Origin of the sequence: Streptomyces beigongshangae, assembly GCF_019710745.1 — a bacterium.
GTDB lineage: Bacteria > Actinomycetota > Actinomycetes > Streptomycetales > Streptomycetaceae > Streptomyces > Streptomyces beigongshangae.
This window is the reverse complement of record NZ_JAHKJW010000044.1, coordinates 15,841-34,610: the sequence shown is the minus strand read 5'-3', so window position 1 is coordinate 34,610 and position 18,770 is coordinate 15,841. Positions and strand designations below refer to the sequence as shown.

Below are 18,770 nucleotides of genomic sequence, written 5' to 3'. Positions count from 1 at the left end.
ATCAAGAACGGATCAGGAGCGGATCAGGAGCGGAAACGTAGCCCGCCGGGCTCCCCTTCGCGTACGGTTGACGGCTGCCATGCACGTCAGAAGGGGGCCCGGTGGCCGCTCAGGTTCAGCAGGAAACGGCGTTCGATCCGGTGGGCGACTCCGTGCGCGACCGCGAGATCGGCGTCGAACAGGAACACCTGGACCGGGTGTACCGGCGCCTTGAGGAAAAGATCCACGAGGCGGAGTTCCTGATGAACGACGCCGCCCAGCGCGGCCAGGTCGGTACGCCCGGGGCGCTCGCGGAGCGTGACGCGCAGGTGTTCCGGGCGGGGATCCACCTCAACCGCCTGAACAACGAGTTCGAGGACTTCCTCTTCGGGCGGATCGACCTCCTCCGCGGCAAGGACGGCAAGAAGGGCCCGGACGGCGCCTACACGGCCGTCGAACCCGCCGAGGGGGCCGTCGGCCCCGACAACACCGCCGAGATCGCGGAGACCCTCCACATCGGCCGTATCGGTGTCCTGGACGCGGAGTACGCGCCGCTGGTCATCGACTGGCGGGCCCCGGCGGCCGCGCCGTTCTACCGCTCCACGCCGGTCGACCCCGGCCGGGTGGTGCGCCGCCGGGTCATCCGCTCCAAGGGCCGCAAGGTCCTGGGGGTCGAGGACGACCTGATGCGCCCGGAGCTGACGGCCACGCTCGCCGGGAACGAACTGGCGGTGATCGGCGACGGCGCCCTGATGGCCGCGCTGGGCCAGGCCCGCAGCCACACCATGCGGGACATCGTCGCCTCCATCCAGGCCGAGCAGGACCTGGTCATCCGGGCACCCGCCGCGTCCGTCACCTACGTGGAGGGCGGCCCCGGCACGGGCAAGACGGCGGTCGCCCTGCACCGGGCCGCCTATCTGCTCTACCAGGACCGCAGACGGTACGCGGGCGGCATCCTGATCGTCTCGCCCACTCCGCTGCTGGTCGCGTACACCGAGGGCGTCCTGCCGTCGCTCGGCGAGGAGGGCCAGGTCGCCATCCGCGCGGTCGGCTCCCTGGTCGACGGCGCCGAGGCCACGCAGTACGACACACCGGCGGTGGCCCGGACCAAGGGGTCCTACCGGATGCTGAAGGTGCTGCGGAAGGCGGCGCGCGGGGCGCTGGAGACACCGGAGCCCTCCGGCCACCGGTCCGCCTCCGGCCGGGCCGCGTCCGCCCCCTCCGGACAGCTCGCGTTCGGTGACGAGGGTGAGGAGGGTGCCGAGAGCGAGGAGGGCGCCGGAAGCGGTCCGGACCGGCCGGACGGCGACGCCGCGCCGCGGGGCCCGGTGGCCACGCCCACCCGCTTGCGGGTCGTCGCCTTCGGACGCCGGCTGGAACTGGAGGCGTCCGAGCTGGAGAGCATCCGGCAGAGCGCGCTCTCCGGGACCGCGCCCGTCAACCTGCTGCGCCCGCGTGCCCGCAAACTGCTGCTCGACGCCCTCTGGTCGCGGTCCGGCGCCGGCAGCCGGCACACCGACCCGGAGCTGGCCGCCGAGCTGCGCTCGTCGTTCGACGAGGACGTCAGCTCCGAGGACGCCTTCCTCGCGTTCCTGGACGCCTGGTGGCCCGAGCTGACCCCGCGCGCCGTGCTGGCGGCCATGTCCGACGAGCGGCGGCTGGGGCGCTGGGCGCGGCGGATCCTCAACCCCGGCGAGGTACGGCGGGTGGCGCGCTCCCTCAAGCGGGACGGGCTCTCCGTGCACGACGTGGCCATGCTCGACGAGCTCCAGGCGATCCTCGGCACTCCGGCCCGCCCCCGCAGGAAGCGCGATCTCGACCCGCTCGACCAGCTGACGGGCCTGGAGGAGCTGATGCCCGTACGCGAGGAGACGCAGCGCGAGCGGGCCGAGCGGCTGGCCCAGGAGCGTACGGAGTATGCGCACGTCATCGTCGACGAGGCGCAGGACCTCACGCCCATGCAGTGGCGCATGATCGGCCGCCGCGGCCGGCACGCCACCTGGACGGTGGTCGGCGACCCCGCCCAGTCGTCCTGGTCGGACCCGGACGAGGCCGCCGAGGCCCGTGACGAGGCTCTCGGCAGCCGTCCGCGCCGCCGCTTCACGCTCACCGTGAACTACCGCAACCCGGCCGAGATCGCCGAGCTCGCCGCCAGGGTCCTGGCCCTCGCCATGCCCGGCTCGCAGTCCCCGACCGCGGTCCGCTCCACGGGCGTACGGCCCCGGTTCGTGACCTCGGCGGGCGGACCGGGCGGACCGAACGGACCGGGGGAGCGGGGCGGGAGGGCCGGGCAGGGCGCCGGTGCGCGGGACGCCCTGGCGAAGACCGTGCGGGAGGAGGCCGCCCGGCTGCTCGACCAGGTCGACGGCACGGTCGGCGTCGTCGTCGCCATGAACCGCCGGGCCGAGGCCGCACGGTGGCTCGCCGGGCTCGGGGACCGCGTGGTGGCCCTCGGCAGCCTGGAGGCGAAGGGCCTGGAGTACGACGCCACGGTGGTCGTCTCGCCCGCGGAGATCGCCGACGAGTCGCCGGCCGGGCTGCGCGTGCTGTACGTGGCGCTGACCCGGGCGACGCAGCAGCTCACCATCGTCTCGGCCGCCCGGGACGAGCCGGACGCGGACGGCGTACCGGACCTCCTGAGGGACTGACCGGCCGCCGGTCCGGGGCGGTGAACCGGCGGGCCCCCGCCGGTGAACCGGGGGCCCCGTCCGCGTAAAACCTCGCCGTGACGCGTAAAGCTTCGCTGTGAACCCCGGTACGGGAATTGCCTTACGGGGATCGTTTGTTACCTTGGATGTGACACCGGCCCGATCCAAGCCCCCGGGCCCAACCTTCGTCGCCACGAGCGACCACTTGCCGCGAGGCGAGCATGGCGGGTCGGTGTCACTGACCAACCGCCGCGGGTGCCCGCACCCGCGGCGGCACGGAAGAGGCCCGCGTCACCTGGTGACGCGGGCCTCTTCCGTCGTTCCCATGAACAAAAGGTTCGCAACCCGGGGCGGCTACCACGTACTCCGCGGTAGGTGCGACGATCGGACGGCAAACCCGCGAACCAGCGGTGTTCGCAGCACTCGCAGTAGTTCGGTGAAAGCAGAGGAAGTCGGCCATGGCAACGGCGCCCAGCGTCTCCTACTCGATCACGGTCCGGTTGGAGGTGCCCGCGAGCGGAACCGCGGTCTCCCAGATCACCAACGCCGTGGAGTCCAGCGGAGGCTCGGTGACCGGCCTCGACGTGACGGCCTCCGGCCACGAGAAGCTCCGGATCGACGTCACCATCGCGGCGTCGTCCACGAAGCACTCGGAAGAGATCGTCGAGCGGCTGCGCGGCATCGAGGACGTCACGCTGGGCAAGGTCTCCGACCGTACGTTCCTGATGCACCTCGGCGGCAAGATCGAGATGGCGTCCAAGCACCCCATCCGCAACCGTGACGACCTCTCGATGATCTACACGCCCGGAGTGGCCCGGGTGTGCATGGCCATCGCCGAGAACCCCGAGGACGCCCGGCGCCTCACCATCAAGCGCAACTCCGTCGCGGTCGTCACCGACGGCTCGGCCGTGCTCGGCCTCGGCAACATCGGTCCGAAGGCCGCCCTGCCGGTCATGGAGGGCAAGGCCGCCCTCTTCAAGCGCTTCGCGGGCATCGACGCCTGGCCGCTGTGCCTGGACACGCAGGACACCGACGCGATCGTGGAGATCGTCAAGGCCATCGCCCCCGGCTTCGCGGGCATCAACCTGGAGGACATCTCGGCGCCGCGCTGCTTCGAGATCGAGGCGCGCCTGCGCGAGGCCCTCGACATCCCCGTCTTCCACGACGACCAGCACGGCACCGCCATCGTCGTGCTCGCGGCGCTCAAGAACGCGCTGCGGGTGACCGGCCGGGCGATCGGCGACATCCGCGTCGTCATGTCGGGCGCGGGGGCGGCCGGTACGGCCATCCTCAAGCTGCTGATCGCCGCGGGCGTCAAGCACGCCGTCGTGGCCGACATCCACGGCGTGGTGCACGCGGGCCGCGAGGACCTGGTGGAGGCCGCCGCCGGCTCGCCGCTGCGGTGGATCGCCGACAACACCAACCCCGAGGGCGTCACGGGGACCCTGAAGCAGGCCGTGCGCGGCGCCGACGTCTTCATCGGCGTCTCGGCCCCGAACGTGCTGGACGGCGACGACGTGGCCGCCATGGCCGACGACGCGATCGTCTTCGCGCTCGCCAACCCCGACCCCGAGGTCGACCCGGCGATCGCCCGGCAAACGGCGGCGGTCGTGGCCACCGGCCGCTCCGACTTCCCGAACCAGATCAACAACGTGCTGGTCTTCCCGGGCGTCTTCCGCGGCCTGCTGGACGCCCAGTCCCGCACCGTCAACACGGAGATGATGCTCGCGGCGGCGACGGCGCTGGCGGACGTGGTGACGGAGGACGAGCTCAACCCGAACTACATCATCCCCAGCGTCTTCAACGACAAGGTCGCGGGCGCGGTGGCGGGGGCGGTCCGCAACGCCGCGAAGGCGGCGGGCGTCACGGTCTGACACCGCCCCGGCGCCGGGAGGGGACGGGAGCTCCCGCCCCTCCTGCCTCTCCCGCCCGCCCGTCCCGTCACTCCGGGGTCGTCCGGGACGCCGCTCCCGAGATGGGACGCGTAAGGGCGGCAAGGCGGGGAAAGCGCTCCAATGGGTGGCAACTGTGACGGTTGCCACCCGCCCTCCGTACCGGCGCGTCGCCGGACACCGGGCCTCGGGCCGCCTCTAGGGTGGCGGCCATGGCTCAGTCCCTGCGGGCCCACCAGGCCATCACTGGCTTCGCGGTCCGCTGCCGGGAGTGGACGGAGCGTCACCATTTCGAGGCCGTGGCGCTTTTCGTGTGACTCCCAGGGGTACCGGATTGGCTTTCCCGCCGCAGGTGGGGGCAGGATGCGTCTTCGGGCGCGAGGGTCCGGCCACGGACCCGGGTCCGGGGACCGTCGAGGACCCTGGCAGCATCGGCTTCGACGTGCCCGAGATGCGGCTCCGCCGCGTGGCACGCCTCAACGGCAAGAAGAACACGGGAGTAACAACATGAACCGCAGTGAGCTGGTGGCCGCGCTGGCCGACCGTGCCGAGGTGACCCGCAAGGACGCCGACGCCGTTCTGGCCGCGTTCGCCGAGACCGTCGGCGAGATCGTCGCCAAGGGCGACGAGAAGGTCACCATCCCCGGCTTCCTGACCTTCGAGCGCACCCACCGTGCCGCTCGCACCGCTCGCAACCCGCAGACCGGCGACCCGATCCAGATCCCGGCCGGCTACAGCGTGAAGGTCTCCGCGGGCAGCAAGCTCAAGGAAGCCGCCAAGGGCAAGTAGCCCCTCCGTACGTCCCGCGAGGACGTACAGGGCTCCACAGACGCCGATGGGGCGGTCACCCGGATTCCGGGTGACCGCCCCATCGCGTACGCGTGTCCGCGCCTACGTGCCGCCGCCGGCCGGGCGCCCCGCCCCGGCCGGATGCCCTGCCCGGCCCGGCCGGATGTCCACCCCGGCCGGATGCCAGGCCCTAGCCGAGCGCCTTGCCCGGCAGCTCGACCTTCGCGCCCAGCTCCACCAGCTTCTCCATGAAGTTCTCGTAGCCGCGGTTGATCAGGTCGATGCCGTGGACCCGGGACGTGCCCTGGGCCGCCAGCGCCGCGATGAGGTACGAGAAGCCGCCGCGCAGGTCGGGGATGACCAGGTCGGCGCCCTGGAGCTTCGTCGGGCCCGACACGACCGCCGAGTGCAGGAAGTTCCGCTGGCCGAAGCGGCAGCGCGAACCGCCCAGGCACTCCCGGTAGAGCTGGATGTGCGCGCCCATCTGGTTGAGCGCCGACGTGAAGCCGAGCCGGGACTCGTACACCGTCTCGTGGACGATGGAGAGGCCGGTGGCCTGGGTGAGGGCGACGACCAGCGGCTGCTGCCAGTCCGTCTGGAAGCCCGGGTGGACGTCCGTCTCCAGCGCGATCGACTTGAGCTCGCCGCCGGGGTGCCAGAAGCGGATACCCTCGTCGTCGATCTCGAAGGCGCCGCCCACCTTGCGGTAGGTGTTCAGGAAGGTCATCATCGAGCGCTGCTGGGCGCCGCGGACGTAGATGTTGCCCTCGGTGGCCAGCGCCGCGGACGCCCACGAGGCGGCCTCCAGGCGGTCCGGCAGGGCCGCGTGGGTGTAGCCGCCGAGCGTGTCGACGCCCGTGACGCGGATGGTGCGGTCGGTGTCCATCGCGATGATCGCGCCCATTTTCTGCAGGACGCAGATCAGGTCCTCGATCTCCGGCTCGACCGCCGCGTTCGAGAGCTCCGTGACGCCTTCCGCGAGGACGGCCGTCAGCAGCACCTGCTCGGTCGCGCCGACGGACGGGTACGGCAGCTGGATCTTCGTGCCGCGCAGCCGCTGCGGCGCCTCCAGGTACTGCCCGTCCGCACGCTTCTCGATCGTCGCGCCGAACTGGCGCAGCACCTCGAAGTGGAAGTCGATCGGCCGGCCGCCGATGTCGCAGCCGCCCAGGCCCGGGATGAACGCGTGCCCGAGGCGGTGCAGCAGCGGGCCGCACAGGAGGATCGGGATGCGCGACGAACCGGCGTGCGCGTCGATGTCCGCGACGTTGGCGCTCTCCACGTGCGACGGGTCCATGACGAGCTCGCCCGGCTCCTCACCCGGACGGACCGTCACCCCGTGCAGCTGCAGCAGGCCGCGTACGACCCGCACGTCACGGATGTCCGGGACATTGCGCAGCCGGCTCGGAGCACTGCCGAGCAGCGCGGCGACCATGGCCTTCGGTACGAGGTTCTTCGCACCGCGGACACGGATCTCGCCCTCCAGCGGGGTTCCGCCGTGGACAAGGAGTACGTCGTCTGAGCCGTTGACGGTCATGTGTCTCGCGTTCCGGTTGGTGGGGAAGGTGGCGAAGAAGCAAGCGTAATGGCCGCCCACCCCCCTTGAGTAAGCCCAGGAGGCCCTCAGGGACGTCATGGCTTCGCCACAACACGAAACGTGCCCGGCCGGGCACGCCGGGTCACCGGTGGGGGCCGTGCGCTCCACCTGCTCCCGTGAGCCCTGAGCTGCATTCACCCCGGTGCGGGCATTGGCTCCCCCCGCGCGGGGAAGATGCGGGATCATGTCAGGCATGACGGAGGTGTCCTCGCTCACAGGGCGGCTGCTCGTGGCCACTCCCGCCCTGGCGGACCCCAATTTCGACCGCGCGGTGGTGCTGCTCCTCGACCACGACGAGGAGGGTTCCCTGGGTGTCGTCCTCAACCGCCCCACACCGGTGGACGTGGGGGACATCCTCGCGAACTGGGCCGAGCTGGCCGGGGAGCCCGGAGTGGTGTTCCAGGGCGGGCCGGTCTCGCTGGACTCGGCGCTCGGGGTGGCGGTGATCCCGGGCGGCACCTCCGGGGAGCGCACGCCGCTCGGCTGGCGCCGCGTGCACGGCGCGATCGGGCTCGTGGACCTGGAGGCCCCGCCGGAGCTGCTCGCCTCGGCGCTCGGCTCGCTCAGGATCTTCGCGGGGTACGCGGGCTGGGGGCCCGGACAACTGGAGGACGAACTGGGCGAGGGCGCCTGGTACGTCGTGGAGTCCGAACCCGGCGACGTCTCCTCGCCCGCTCCGGAACGGCTGTGGCGCGAAGTGCTGCGCCGCCAGCGCAACGAGCTGGCGATGGTGGCCACGTATCCGGACGACCCTTCGCTGAACTGATGGCTCAAACCTTCAGTACTCTTGCCGTCATGAGCACTCTTGAGCCTGAGACCCAGCCCCAGCGAGGCACTGGGACGGGAACCCTCGTGGAGCCGACGCCGCAGACGTCGCACGGCGACGGGGACCACGAGCGCTTCGCCCACTACGTCCAGAAGGACAAGATCATGGCGAGCGCGCTCGACGGGACGCCCGTCGTCGCGCTCTGCGGCAAGGTGTGGGTCCCGGGCCGGGACCCGAAGAAGTACCCCGTGTGCCCCATGTGCAAGGAGATCTACGAGTCCATGGGCTCGGGCGACGACGGCAAGGGCAAGGGCGGCGACAAGTAGGGCCCCTGCGGCCCGGCGGGCCGGCCCTTCGCGCCCCGTGAGGTGGCGGGGCACGGTGTGCGGTGCGCCGTGCCGCGTGAACGGAGTACGGCCGCGGCGCCCCTCGACGGGGCGCCGCGGCCGAGTCGTGACCCGGGCCCTCCGGCTCGGCGCCGCCCCCCCGCGTGCGCTCTCGGCGTATCCGGGGCCTTTGTCCCGTCCCTCCGTTGCATGGAGTGCTTCCGCCGGTCACAGAGTGGTGGAGACCTCTTGTGGGCACGTTCATGTACTCCATAGCCTCCCGGGTGTTGTGCAGCGCAAAACCGCCATTGCACATGTTGCAACGCGCCCCCGGAGGACGCCCTCATGAAGTTCGCGCACCTCTTTGCCCGTACGGCCGCCCCGATCGCCGCGCTCGTCGTGGCCGGGCTCACGGCGACCGCCTGCGCCCCGGAGTCCTCCGACAACTCCGGCGGCAAGGACGAGAAGAGCGGCACGCTGCGCGTGTGGCTCTTCCAGGAGGTCACCAACGCGCCGAAGGAGAAGGTCGTCGACAGTGTCGTCACCGCCTTCGAGAAGGCCCACGAGGGCACGGAGGTCGACGTCCAGTACATCCCCGTCGAGACCCGCGCCGAGAAGATCAAGGCCGCCTTCAACGACCCGGAGAGCGCGCCCGACCTCATCGAGTACGGCAACACGGACACCGCCGGATACGTCAAGGACGGCGGCCTCGCGGACGTCACGGAGGAGTTCACGGACTGGAGCGAGTCCAAGGACACCGACCCGACCGCCAAGCAGTCCGTCACGGTCGACGGGAAGATCTACGGCGCCCCGTACTTCGTCGGGGTGCGTGCGCTCTACTACCGCACCGACGTCTTCGAGGAGCTGGGCCTCGGCGTACCGAGGACCCAGGACGAACTGATCGGCACCGCCAGGAAGATCCGGCAGGCGAAGCCGGAGCTGTACGGCCTCGCGGTCGGCGGCGCGTACACGTACGGCGCGATGCCGTTCATCTGGGCCAACGGCGGCGAGATCGCCGAGGGCAAGGGCGGGTCGTACGCCTCCACGATCGACAGCGCGCAGGCCCGGAAGGGCATCAAGGCGTACACCTCGCTCTTCGGCGACGACAACTGCCCGGCCGCCAAGTGCGCGGGCATGGGCGGCAACGACACCGTCACGGCGTTCGCCTCCGGCAAGGCCGGCATGGCCATCGGCGGCGACTTCAGCCACGCGGCGATCGAGGCGGGGAAGGTCAAGGGCAAGTACGCGGTCGTCCCGCTGCCCGGTGTGGAGTCCGGTGACATCGCCCCCGCGTTCGCGGGCGGCAACAACCTCGGCGTCCTGAACAGCACCTCGCACCGCACGCTCGCCGTCGACCTGATGGAACAGCTCGCGTCGAAGAGGACGCAGGGCGCGCTCTTCGACGCGATGGGCTTCCTGCCGACGTTCACGGACGTGCGCCAGGACGTCGCGAAGCGCGAGCCGTTCGTCGAGCCCTTCGTGAAGACCCTCGGCGCCGGTGCCAAGTTCGTCCCGGCCTCGCCCGCCTGGTCCCAGATCGACGCGTCCCTGGTGCTGCCGACGATGTTCCAGGAGATCGTCAGCGGACGTAAGGACGTGGAGGCCGCCTCCGCGGACGCGGCGAAGAAGATGAACACCGCGTTCAGCTCCGCGGGATGAGCCGGATGACGAACCGTCCGCTCCCGGATTCCGTCCCGTCGCCCGGCGGCGGGCGGACGCCGAAGGAGCCCGCCGGACCGGCGGCGGCACCGGCACCGGTACCGGCCGGGCTCCCCGGGGCCGCGCCGGGACCCGTCCCCGGCCCGGCTTCCCCGGCCTCCCCGGCCGCGACAGCGGTCCGCCCGGCCGCCGGCCCCGGACCGGTGGGGAGCCCGTCGTCCGGGGCCGCCCGCCGGGGGACCCGGCCGGGACGCGGCGGGCCGGGACGCAGGTCCCCGCTCGCGCGCGGTGGCTGGACGCCCTGGCTCTATCTCGCCCCCGCCCTCGTGGTCATCGGCGGGCTGCTCGTCTACCCCGTCTACCAGCTCGGGCTGATCTCGTTCCTGGAGTACACGCAGGCCCAGGTCAGCGGCGGGCAGCCGACGACCTTCCAGGGCCTGGGCAACTACGCGGCGCTCTTCCGCGACGAGCAGTTCTGGCAGGTGCTGCTGGCCACCGTGGTCTTCGCGGCGGCGTGCGTCGTGTCGACCCTGGCGGTCGGCTGTGCGCTGGCCGTCCTCCTGACACGTGTCCGTGCCGTGCCGCGGCTCGCCCTGATGCTGGCCGCGCTCGGCGCCTGGGCGACCCCCGCGGTCACCGGGTCGACGGTGTGGCTGCTCCTGTTCGACCCCGACTTCGGGCCGGTCAACCGCGTTCTCGGACTCGGCGACCACTCGTGGACGTACGACCGCTACAGCGCCTTCGCCCTCGTCCTGCTCGAGGTGGTCTGGTGCTCCTTCCCGTTCGTGATGGTCACGGTGTACGCCGGGATCCGCGCCGTGCCCTCCGAGGTCCTGGAGGCCGCGTCCCTCGACGGGGCCTCCCAGTGGCGGATCTGGCGCTCGGTGCTGGCGCCGATGCTCCGCCCGATCCTCGTGGTCGTCACCATCCAGTCGGTCATCTGGGACTTCAAGGTCTTCACGCAGATCTACGTCATGACGAACGGCGGCGGCATCGCCGGCCAGAACCTCGTCCTGAACGTGTACGCCTACCAGAAGGCCTTCGCGTCCTCCCAGTACAGCCTCGGGTCGGCGATCGGAGTGGTGATGCTGCTGATCCTGCTGGCGGTCACGCTCGTTTATCTGAGGCTGCTGCGAAGGCAGGGGGAAGAGCTGTGAGTTCCGTGACGTCCGGGCATTCCGTACCGGCGGCGACTTCACCGGAAACACGAAATTCCGTACGGCCCCCGGGGTCCGCGAAGAATCCCGTACGCCGGTCCGTGCGGAATCTCGTACGCCGGTCCGTGCGGCGGCCGTGGCGGCTGGCCGCCGAGGTCTCGGCACTGCTGATCGCGGCCGTGGTCGCATTTCCCCTCTACTGGATGGTGCTCAGCGCCTTCAAACCGGCCGGGGAGATCGAGTCGACCCGGCCGCGGCCCTGGACGCTCTCCCCGACCCTGGATTCCTTCCGGCGCGTCTTCGAACAGCAGGAATTCGGCCGGTACTTCCTCAACAGCCTCGTCGTGGCCGTCTCCGTGGTCGTCGCCTCGGCGCTCGTCGCGTTTCTCGCGGCGACCGCCGTGACACGGTTCCGCTTCCGGTTCCGGACCACCCTGCTGATCATGTTCCTGATCGCACAGATGGTGCCCATCGAGGCCCTGACGATCCCCCTCTTCTTCCAGATGCGGGACTTGGGCCAGCTCAACACGCTGGGCGCGCTGATCCTGCCGCACATCGCCTTCTCGCTGCCCTTCGCGATCTGGATGCTGCGGGGCTTCGTGAAGGCCGTCCCCGAGGCGCTGGAGGAGGCCGCGTACATCGACGGGGCGAGCAGGACGCGGTTCCTGTGGCAGATCCTCTTCCCGCTGGTCCTGCCGGGGCTCGTCGCCACCAGCGTGTTCTCCTTCATCTCCGCCTGGAACGACTTCCTGTTCGCCAAGTCCTTCATCATCAGTGACACCTCGCAGTCCACACTGCCGATGGCCCTCCTCGTCTTCTACAAGCCCGACGACCCGGACTGGGGCGGCGTCATGGCCGGTTCCACGGTGATGACGATCCCGGTGCTGATCTTCTTCGTACTCGTACAGCGGCGCCTGGTCTCCGGTCTGGGCGGCGCGGTGAAGGACTGACGTGACTTCGAACGACGTGACCCCGAACGACGCGACCCCGAACGACGCGACGGCAAACGGTGCGGCGCCGAGCGGCCGGGGGGTGGGGGACCCGGGGCCGGACACCCCGGTCCCGCCCGGGGTGATCCCGGCACCCCGCTCCGTACGGGAGTCCGCGGGCCGGGGCGTCCCGCTCGACGCGGGCACCACCCTGTGGGCCGGGCCCGGCACGGCCGGCACCGAGCGCTGGCTGCGGTCGACCCTCGGTGCCGCGCTGGGACTCCCGCTGCCGCCGGGCACCGGGACGGCCCCCGGCGCGGGGGACGCCCCGGGGGCGGAGGACGGCCCGAACAGCGTGCGGTTGCGAATCGACGAGACCCTGGGACCGGAGGCGTACGTGCTCGACGCCCACACCCGGCGGGGCGTCGACCTCCGGGGCGGCGACCCCGCCGGAGTGTTCTGGGGCGCCCAGACACTGCGCCAGCTCCTCGGCCCGGACGCCTTCCGGCGCGCCCCCGTCCGCCCCGGAGCCACGTACGTCGTCCCGCGGGGGACCGTCGAGGACGCCCCGCGCTTCCGCTGGCGCGGCTGCATGCTCGACGTCTCGCGGCACTTCATGCCGAAGGACGGCGTCCTGCGCCACCTCGACCTGATGGCCGCGCACAAGCTGAACGTCTTCCACTTCCACCTCACGGACGACCAGGGCTGGCGTATCGAGATCAAGCGGTACCCGAAGCTCACGGAGACCGGGGCGTGGCGGGCACGCACCAAATTCGGCCACCGCGCCTCACCGCACTGGGAGGAGAAGCCGCACGGCGGTTTCTACACCCAGGACGACATCCGCGAGATCGTCGCGTACGCCGCCGAGCGGCATATCTCCGTCGTCCCGGAAATCGACATCCCGGGGCACTCGCAGGCCGCCGTCGCGGCATATCCGGAACTCGGCAACACCGATGTCGTCGACACGCGCTCCCTCTCCGTCTGGGACACCTGGGGCATCTCCGAGAACGTACTCGCCCCCACCGACAACACCCTGCGCTTCTACGAGGGCGTCTTCGAGGAACTCCTCGCCCTGTTCCCCTCGGAGTTCATCCACGTCGGCGGCGACGAGTGCGCGAAGGACCAGTGGAAGGCGTCCCCGGCCGCACAGGCGCGGATCGCGGAACTGGGCCTCGCGGACGAGGACGCGCTGCAGTCCTGGTTCATCCGCCACTTCGACGGCTGGCTGGGCGCGCGGGGGCGCCGGCTGATCGGCTGGGACGAGATCCTGGAGGGCGGGCTCGCACCGGGTGCCGCCGTCTCCTCGTGGCGCGGCTACCGGGGCGGCATCACGGCCGCGCGGGCGGGCCACGACGTCGTCATGTGCCCCGAGCAGCAGGTCTACCTGGACCACCGGCAGGCCGACGGGCCGGACGAGCCGGTGCCCATCGGCTTCGTGCGCACCCTGCAGGACGTCTACCGCTTCGAGCCCGTACCGCCGGAGCTGACCCCCGATCAGGCGCGGCACGTCCTGGGTACCCAGGCCAACCTGTGGACCGAGGTGATGGAGGACCGGGACCGCGTGGACTACCAGGCGTTCCCGCGGCTCGCGGCCTTCGCCGAGGTCGCCTGGAGCGCCCTGCCGCCCCCCGCGGAACGCGACTTCGCGGACTTCGAGCGGCGGATGACCGCCCACTACGCGCGACTTGACGCCCTGGGGGTCGCCTACCGGCCGCCCACCGGGCCGTTGCCGTGGCAGCGGCGGCCCGGCGTGCCCGGCCGCCCGATCGAGGGACCGCCCCCGAACGTGTGAGGCACCCGGGGAGGGGCGTCACCCGCGCGCCCGCCCCGGGACGGTGACACCGGACGGTGACACCGGGAAAAGACGGTCGAGGAGTGCCGAAAACCGTCAATTCGTGCTGACGGGTGATGTGGTGTGAAAACGGACCATCCGCTGGTGGCGGGCAGGAATGCCTCCTAGCGGACCCCCGCGTCGGAGGACGGGGAAGATGTGCCAGAGTTGCCACGTCCGCCCTGTCAGCACGTACCGTACGGCAACACAGGTGGGACCAGGTGGGGCAGCGGGAAGGGGCAGCCGGTTTGACCACGCACGCACCGCAGGCGGCGCAGGCCGTGACCCTGCCCGCCTCTCTGGACGAGGCCGTGGCGGCGCTCGCCGCCATGCCCGCCGCCGTTCCCGTGGCCGGCGGCACCGATCTCATGGCCGCCGTCAACTCCGGGCAGCTGAGGCCCGCCGCGCTCGTCGGGCTCGGCCGGATCAGCGAGATCCGCGGCTGGCAGTACCAGGACGGCCACGCGCTCCTCGGCGCGGGCCTCACCCACGCCCGTATGGGGCGCCCGGACTTCGCCGCCCTCATCCCCGCCCTCGCGGCCGCCGCCAGGGCCGCGGGGCCGCCCCAGATCCGCAACGCGGGCACCCTGGGCGGCAACATCGCCTCCGCGTCGCCCACCGGGGACGCGCTTCCCGTGCTGGCCGCGCTGGAGGCGACCCTCGTCGTCGCGGGCCCGGGCGGCGCCCGCCGCGAGATCCCCGTCTCGCACCTGCTCGCGGGCATGGAGATGCTCCGCGGCGGCGAACTCATCGGGTACGTGCGCGTGCCGCTGCTGCACGCGCCGCAGGTCTTCCTGAAGGCGACCGGACGGACCGGCCCCGGGCGCGCCATCGCGTCCGTGTCGCTCGTCCTCGACCCCGCCCGGCGCGGGGTGCGGTGCGCCGTGGGGGCCATAGCGCCGATGCCGCTGCGGCCCCTGGACGCCGAGCAGTGGGTCGCCTCGCTCATCGACTGGGACAACAACCGCGCGATCGTGCCCGAGGCGCTGGCCGCCTTCGGGGAGTACGTCGCCGCGGCCTGCATCCCCGATCCGGCCCCGGCCGAGGACGGTTCCGTACCGCCGCTGCCGCCCGCCGTACTGCACCTGCGGCGCACCGTCGCCGCGCTGGCCCGACGAGCACTGGGGAGGGCGCTGTCGTGACCGACGACCAGCACGGAGAGGGCGCGCCCCGGCCGGGCAGCCGCTGGGACCCGCTGCCCCAGGGCGACTACGACGACAGCGCCACCGCCTTCGTCGAGCTCCCCGAAGGCGGCATCGACGCCCTCCTCGCCGACTCACCGCTCGCCGCGCCCGGCCACGGCTACGTGCCGCCGCCGATAACGGCCGCGCCCGGCCCGGGCCCCGACCCGGCGTCCACCGGCTCCTGGGACGCACCGCAGGAGGCGGCCGGCCCGGGGCGGCACTCCGGGCAGCACTCCGGGCAGCACGAGGACGCGCGGTGGCCCGACCCGAACGCCCTGCCCGAGGAGCACCGGCAACCCGCCCAGGACCCCTACGCGTACCACCCCGGGACCACCGGCCAGTGGACCTTCGACCAGCCCCCCCAGGGCGGCCAGGACGGTCGGGGCGGCCAGGACGGCCGGAACGACCAGGGCGGGCCCGGCCACGACGTGACCGGCCAGTGGTCCATTCCGGTCGCCGACGGGGACCTGCCCGACGAGTCCGGTGAGTTCAACACGTCCTCGCTGGTCGAGCAGTGGGGCGGCAACGCGCCCGCCACGCTGCCCGGCGGGGCGGCCGCGCCCTGGGCCGACGAGCCCTGGGCCCGGCAGCCCGCCGACGGGAACGCGCCCCAGGAGGAGCACGGCGGCCACGGGCAGGGCCTCGCCGGGCACGGAGCCGCCGAGATCATCGACGTCTCCGGGGCACACGCCGACGAGATCGCCGTCCCCGTGGAGCGCGAGCCGGAACACGAGCCCGGGCACGGCACCGGGTACGAAACCGGGCGCGACGCCGGGTACGACACGGGACGCGGGGAACCGTCCGCGGCCCGGCACGACCACCAGGACGGTCAGGACGGCCGGGGCGACCCGGACGGTCAGGACGGTCAGGGCCACCCGGACCGCCCGGAGTTCGCGGACGGATCCGCCACCGGGCCGGGGACGGCCGCCGCGGAGCCGGTCTCCACCGAGACGGCCTCCACGGAGGCGGCCCCGGCCGGGGAACCCGGCGAGCAGCCCGCGGACGCGGCCGGGGAGGCCGCGGCCGACGTCCCGCAGGGCCCGCCCCCGCACGACGACCACCCCCTGGCCGCGTACGTCCTGCGGGTGAACGGCGTCGAGCGGCCCGTGGCCGACGCCTGGATCGGCGAATCGCTGCTGTACGTACTGCGCGAGCGGCTCGGCCTCGCGGGCGCCAAGGACGGCTGCTCGCAGGGCGAGTGCGGGGCCTGCAACGTGCAGGTGGACGGACGGCTCGTGGCCTCCTGCCTGGTGCCCGCCGTGACCGCCGCCGGGAGCGAGGTGCGCACCGTCGAGGGCCTCGCCGCCGACGGGCAGCCCTCGGACGTCCAGCGGGCGCTCGCCCGGTGCGGTGCCGTCCAGTGCGGTTTCTGCGTGCCGGGCATGGCGATGACCGTGCACGACCTCCTGGAGGGCAACCCGGCACCGACCGAGCTGGAGACCCGCCAGGCGCTGTGCGGCAACCTGTGCCGCTGCTCCGGCTACCGGGGCGTCCTGGACGCCGTACGGGACGTCGTGGCCGAGCGCCGGGCCCACGCGGTCACGGAGGGCCCCGCGGACGGCGACGAGGCCCGTATCCCGCACCAGGCGGGTCCCGGCGCCGGCGGCGTCAGCCCGTCCGCGTTCGAGCCCCACCAGCCCCATCAGTCCCACGAGCCCCACGAGCCCCACGAGCAGCCGTACGGCCAGGACGGAGGCCAGGCGTGAGCAACGACACCGCCACCGCGACCCCCGCGGAGCCCGGTACCGCCCCGGAACCGCCGCCGCACGGCCTCGGCGTCTCCCTGCCCTCCGTGGAGGCCCGCGCCAAGACGGAAGGAACCTTCCCGTACGCGGCGGACCTGTGGGCCGAGGGCCTGCTGTGGGCGGCCGTCCTGAGATCGCCGCACCCGCACGCGCGCATCCTGTCCGTCGACACCACCCACGCGCGCGAGATGCCCGGCGTGCGCGCCGTCATCACCCACGAGGACGTGCCCGGTACGGCGCTGCTCGGCCGCGGCAGGGCGGACCGCCCGGTGTTCGCCTCCGAGGTCGTACGCCACCACGGGGAGGCCATCGCGGCCGTCGCCGCGGACCACCCCGACACCGCGCGCATGGCAGCCGCCGCCATCATCGTCGAGTACGAGGTGCTCGACCCGGTGACCGACCCGGAGCAGGCGTTCGAGGCCGAGCCCCTGCACCCCGACGGCAACCTCATCCGCCACATCCCGCTGCGCCACGGCGACCCGGACGCCGCCGGTGACATCGTCGTCGAGGGCCTGTACCGCATCGGCCGCCAGGACCCGGCCCCGATCGGCGCCGAGGCCGGCCTCGCCGTGCCCCGCCCCGACGGCGGGGTCGAGCTCTACGTGGCGTCCACCGACCCGCACACCGACCGGGACACCGCCGCCGCCTGCTACGGGCTGGAGCCGGAGCGCGTGAAGGTCGTCGTCACCGGTGTGCCCGGTGCCACCGCCGACCGCGAGGACCAGGGCTTCCAGCTCCCCCTCGGGCTGCTCGCCCTGCGGACGGGCTGCCCGGTCAAGCTGACCGCGACGCGCGAAGAATCCTTCCTCGGGCACGTCCACCGGCACCCCACGCTGCTGCGCTACCGCCACCACGCGGACGCCGAGGGCAGGCTGGTGAAGGTCGAGGCGCAGATCCTCCTCGACGCGGGCGCGTACGCGGACACCTCGTCGGAGGCCCTCGCCGCCGCCGTCTCCTTCGCCTGCGGCCCCTACGTCGTCCCGAACGCCTTCATCGAGGGCTGGGCCGTGCGCACCAACAACCCGCCCTCCGGGCACGTGCGCGGCGAGGGCGCCATGCAGGTGTGCGCCGCCTACGAGGCCCAGATGGACAAGCTGGCGAAGAAGCTGGGCGTCGACCCGGCCGAACTGCGCCTGCGCAACGTGCTGGCCACCGGGGACGTGCTGCCGACCGGCCAGACGGTCACCTGCCCGGCGCCCGTGGCCGAACTGCTCCAGGCCGTCCAGGAGTTCCCGCTGCCCGCGCTCCCCAAGGACACGCCCGAGGACGAGTGGCTGCTGCCGGGCGGCCCCGAGGGCGCCGGTGAACCCGGTGCCGTGCGGCGCGGCGTCGGCTACGCCCTGGGCATGGTCCACATGCTCGGCGCCGAGGGCACCGACGAGGTCTCGACGGCCACCGTGAAGGTCCACGACGGCGTCGCCACCGTGCTCTGCGCGGCCGTGGAGACCGGCCAGGGCTTCACCACGCTGGCCCGGCAGATCGTCCAGGAGACGCTCGGCATCGAAGAGGTCCACGTGGCCTCCGTGGACACCGACCAGCCCACCGCGGGGCCCAGCGCCCGCGGCCGCCACACCTGGGTGTCCGGCGGGGCCGTCGAACGGGCCGCCAAGATGGTCCGTACGCAGCTGCTGCAGCCCCTCGCGCACAAGTTCGGGATGTCCACGGAGCTGCTCCAGATCACCGACGGCAAGATCACCTCGTACGACGGCGTGCTGTCGACGACCGTCACCGAGGCGATGGACGGCAAGGAGCTGTGGGCGACCGCGCAGTGCCGCCCGCACCCCACCGAGCCGCTGGACGGCGACGGCCAGGGCGACGCCTTCGTCGGCCTCGCCTTCTGCGCGATCCGCGCGGTGGTGGACGTCGACATCGAACTCGGCTCGGTGCGCGTGGTCGAACTGGCGCTCGCCCAGGACGTGGGGCGCGTGCTGAACCCCGCGCAGCTCGCCGCCCGTATCGAGGCCGGCGTCACGCAGGGCGTCGGCGCCGCCCTCACGGAGAACCTGCGCAGCGCGCGCGGACTGGTGCGCCACCCCGACCTCACCGGGTACTCGCTGCCGACCGCCCTCGACGCCCCGGACATCCGCATCGTCAAACTCGTCGAGGAGCGCGACGTGGTCGCGCCCTTCGGGGCGAAGGCCGTCAGCGCGGTACCGGTCGTCACGTCCCCCGCCGCGATCGCGTCCGCGGTGCGGGCGGCCACGGGGCGCCCCGTCAACCGGCTGCCCATAAGGCCGCAGGCGGCCGTGGTGACGGCGACGCAGTGAC

The 18,770-nt window shown here is 72.7% G+C and carries 13 protein-coding genes; 12 read left to right on the top strand and 1 reads right to left on the bottom strand.

What is annotated here, in order from left to right; translation table 11 throughout:
* Positions 1-101: 101 nt before the first annotated feature.
* The 3 genes from KM933_RS28390 to KM933_RS28380 all read left to right on the top strand — a co-directional run bounded on the left by KM933_RS28390 (position 102) and on the right by KM933_RS28380 (position 5,308).
* Complete coding sequence (locus KM933_RS28390) at positions 102-2,627, top strand: HelD family protein (protein ID WP_221357378.1); 2,526 nt, start codon at positions 102-104, stop codon at positions 2,625-2,627.
* 458 nt (positions 2,628-3,085) lie between these two features.
* Positions 3,086-4,501, top strand: a complete 1,416-nt coding sequence (locus tag KM933_RS28385) for an NAD-dependent malic enzyme (RefSeq protein ID WP_221357376.1) — start codon at positions 3,086-3,088, stop codon at positions 4,499-4,501.
* Between the two features lie 525 nt (positions 4,502-5,026).
* Positions 5,027-5,308, top strand: coding sequence for an HU family DNA-binding protein (locus tag KM933_RS28380; protein WP_007382399.1), 282 nt, complete (start codon positions 5,027-5,029; stop codon positions 5,306-5,308).
* Positions 5,309-5,498: 190 nt separating this feature from the next.
* Here the strand turns inward: KM933_RS28380 and murA are convergent, their stop codons facing one another.
* On the bottom strand, positions 5,499-6,845 hold the full coding sequence (murA, locus tag KM933_RS28375) for a UDP-N-acetylglucosamine 1-carboxyvinyltransferase (RefSeq protein ID WP_221357374.1): 1,347 nt from the start codon (positions 6,843-6,845) through the stop codon (positions 5,499-5,501).
* Positions 6,846-7,098: 253 nt separating this feature from the next.
* Here murA and KM933_RS28370 point away from each other — a divergent pair, with 253 nt between their 5' ends.
* From KM933_RS28370 to KM933_RS28330, 9 genes are all read left to right on the top strand, one after another.
* Positions 7,099-7,671, top strand: a complete 573-nt coding sequence (locus tag KM933_RS28370; RefSeq protein WP_221357457.1) for a YqgE/AlgH family protein — start codon at positions 7,099-7,101, stop codon at positions 7,669-7,671.
* Between the two features lie 29 nt (positions 7,672-7,700).
* Positions 7,701-7,997, top strand: coding sequence for a DUF3039 domain-containing protein (locus KM933_RS28365; protein ID WP_221357372.1), 297 nt, complete (start codon positions 7,701-7,703; stop codon positions 7,995-7,997).
* A 345-nt stretch (positions 7,998-8,342) separates the two neighbouring features.
* Positions 8,343-9,656 carry an extracellular solute-binding protein gene (locus KM933_RS28360; protein WP_221357370.1) on the top strand — a complete coding sequence of 438 codons (1,314 nt, stop codon included), beginning with the start codon at positions 8,343-8,345 and terminating at the stop codon, positions 9,654-9,656.
* A gap of 5 nt (positions 9,657-9,661) precedes the next feature.
* Entirely contained in the window at positions 9,662-10,813 is a 1,152-nt protein-coding gene (locus tag KM933_RS28355) for a carbohydrate ABC transporter permease (RefSeq protein WP_260334270.1), read from the top strand.
* A 101-nt stretch (positions 10,814-10,914) separates the two neighbouring features.
* Complete coding sequence (locus KM933_RS28350; RefSeq protein ID WP_221357368.1) at positions 10,915-11,763, top strand: carbohydrate ABC transporter permease; 849 nt, start codon at positions 10,915-10,917, stop codon at positions 11,761-11,763.
* Positions 11,764-11,845: 82 nt separating this feature from the next.
* Positions 11,846-13,534: a beta-N-acetylhexosaminidase gene (locus tag KM933_RS28345; RefSeq protein ID WP_221357455.1), complete on the top strand. Its 1,689-nt coding sequence runs from the start codon at positions 11,846-11,848 to the stop codon at positions 13,532-13,534.
* A gap of 287 nt (positions 13,535-13,821) precedes the next feature.
* Entirely contained in the window at positions 13,822-14,715 is an 894-nt protein-coding gene (locus tag KM933_RS28340; RefSeq protein ID WP_221357365.1) for an FAD binding domain-containing protein, read from the top strand.
* Positions 14,712-16,463, top strand: a complete 1,752-nt coding sequence (locus KM933_RS28335) for a 2Fe-2S iron-sulfur cluster-binding protein (RefSeq protein ID WP_221357363.1) — start codon at positions 14,712-14,714, stop codon at positions 16,461-16,463. Before KM933_RS28340 ends, KM933_RS28335 begins: the two co-directional genes overlap by 4 nt.
* Entirely contained in the window at positions 16,460-18,769 is a 2,310-nt protein-coding gene (locus KM933_RS28330) for a xanthine dehydrogenase family protein molybdopterin-binding subunit (RefSeq protein WP_221357362.1), read from the top strand. Before KM933_RS28335 ends, KM933_RS28330 begins: the two co-directional genes overlap by 4 nt.
* The last annotated feature ends 1 nt before the right edge of the window (position 18,770 follow it).

What these genes read in the sequence shown, in the direction of transcription:
- KM933_RS28360 (WP_221357370.1), top strand. Translation starts at nt 8,343, where the DNA reads ATGAAGTTCGCGCACCTCTTTGCCCGTACGGCCGCCCCGATCGCCGCG.
- murA (WP_221357374.1), bottom strand. Translation starts at nt 6,845, where the DNA reads ATGACCGTCAACGGCTCAGACGACGTACTCCTTGTCCACGGCGGAACC.
- KM933_RS28365 (WP_221357372.1), top strand. Translation starts at nt 7,701, where the DNA reads ATGAGCACTCTTGAGCCTGAGACCCAGCCCCAGCGAGGCACTGGGACG.
- KM933_RS28380 (WP_007382399.1), top strand. Translation starts at nt 5,027, where the DNA reads ATGAACCGCAGTGAGCTGGTGGCCGCGCTGGCCGACCGTGCCGAGGTG.
- KM933_RS28355 (WP_260334270.1), top strand. Translation starts at nt 9,662, where the DNA reads ATGACGAACCGTCCGCTCCCGGATTCCGTCCCGTCGCCCGGCGGCGGG.
- KM933_RS28385 (WP_221357376.1), top strand. Translation starts at nt 3,086, where the DNA reads ATGGCAACGGCGCCCAGCGTCTCCTACTCGATCACGGTCCGGTTGGAG.
- KM933_RS28370 (WP_221357457.1), top strand. Translation starts at nt 7,099, where the DNA reads ATGACGGAGGTGTCCTCGCTCACAGGGCGGCTGCTCGTGGCCACTCCC.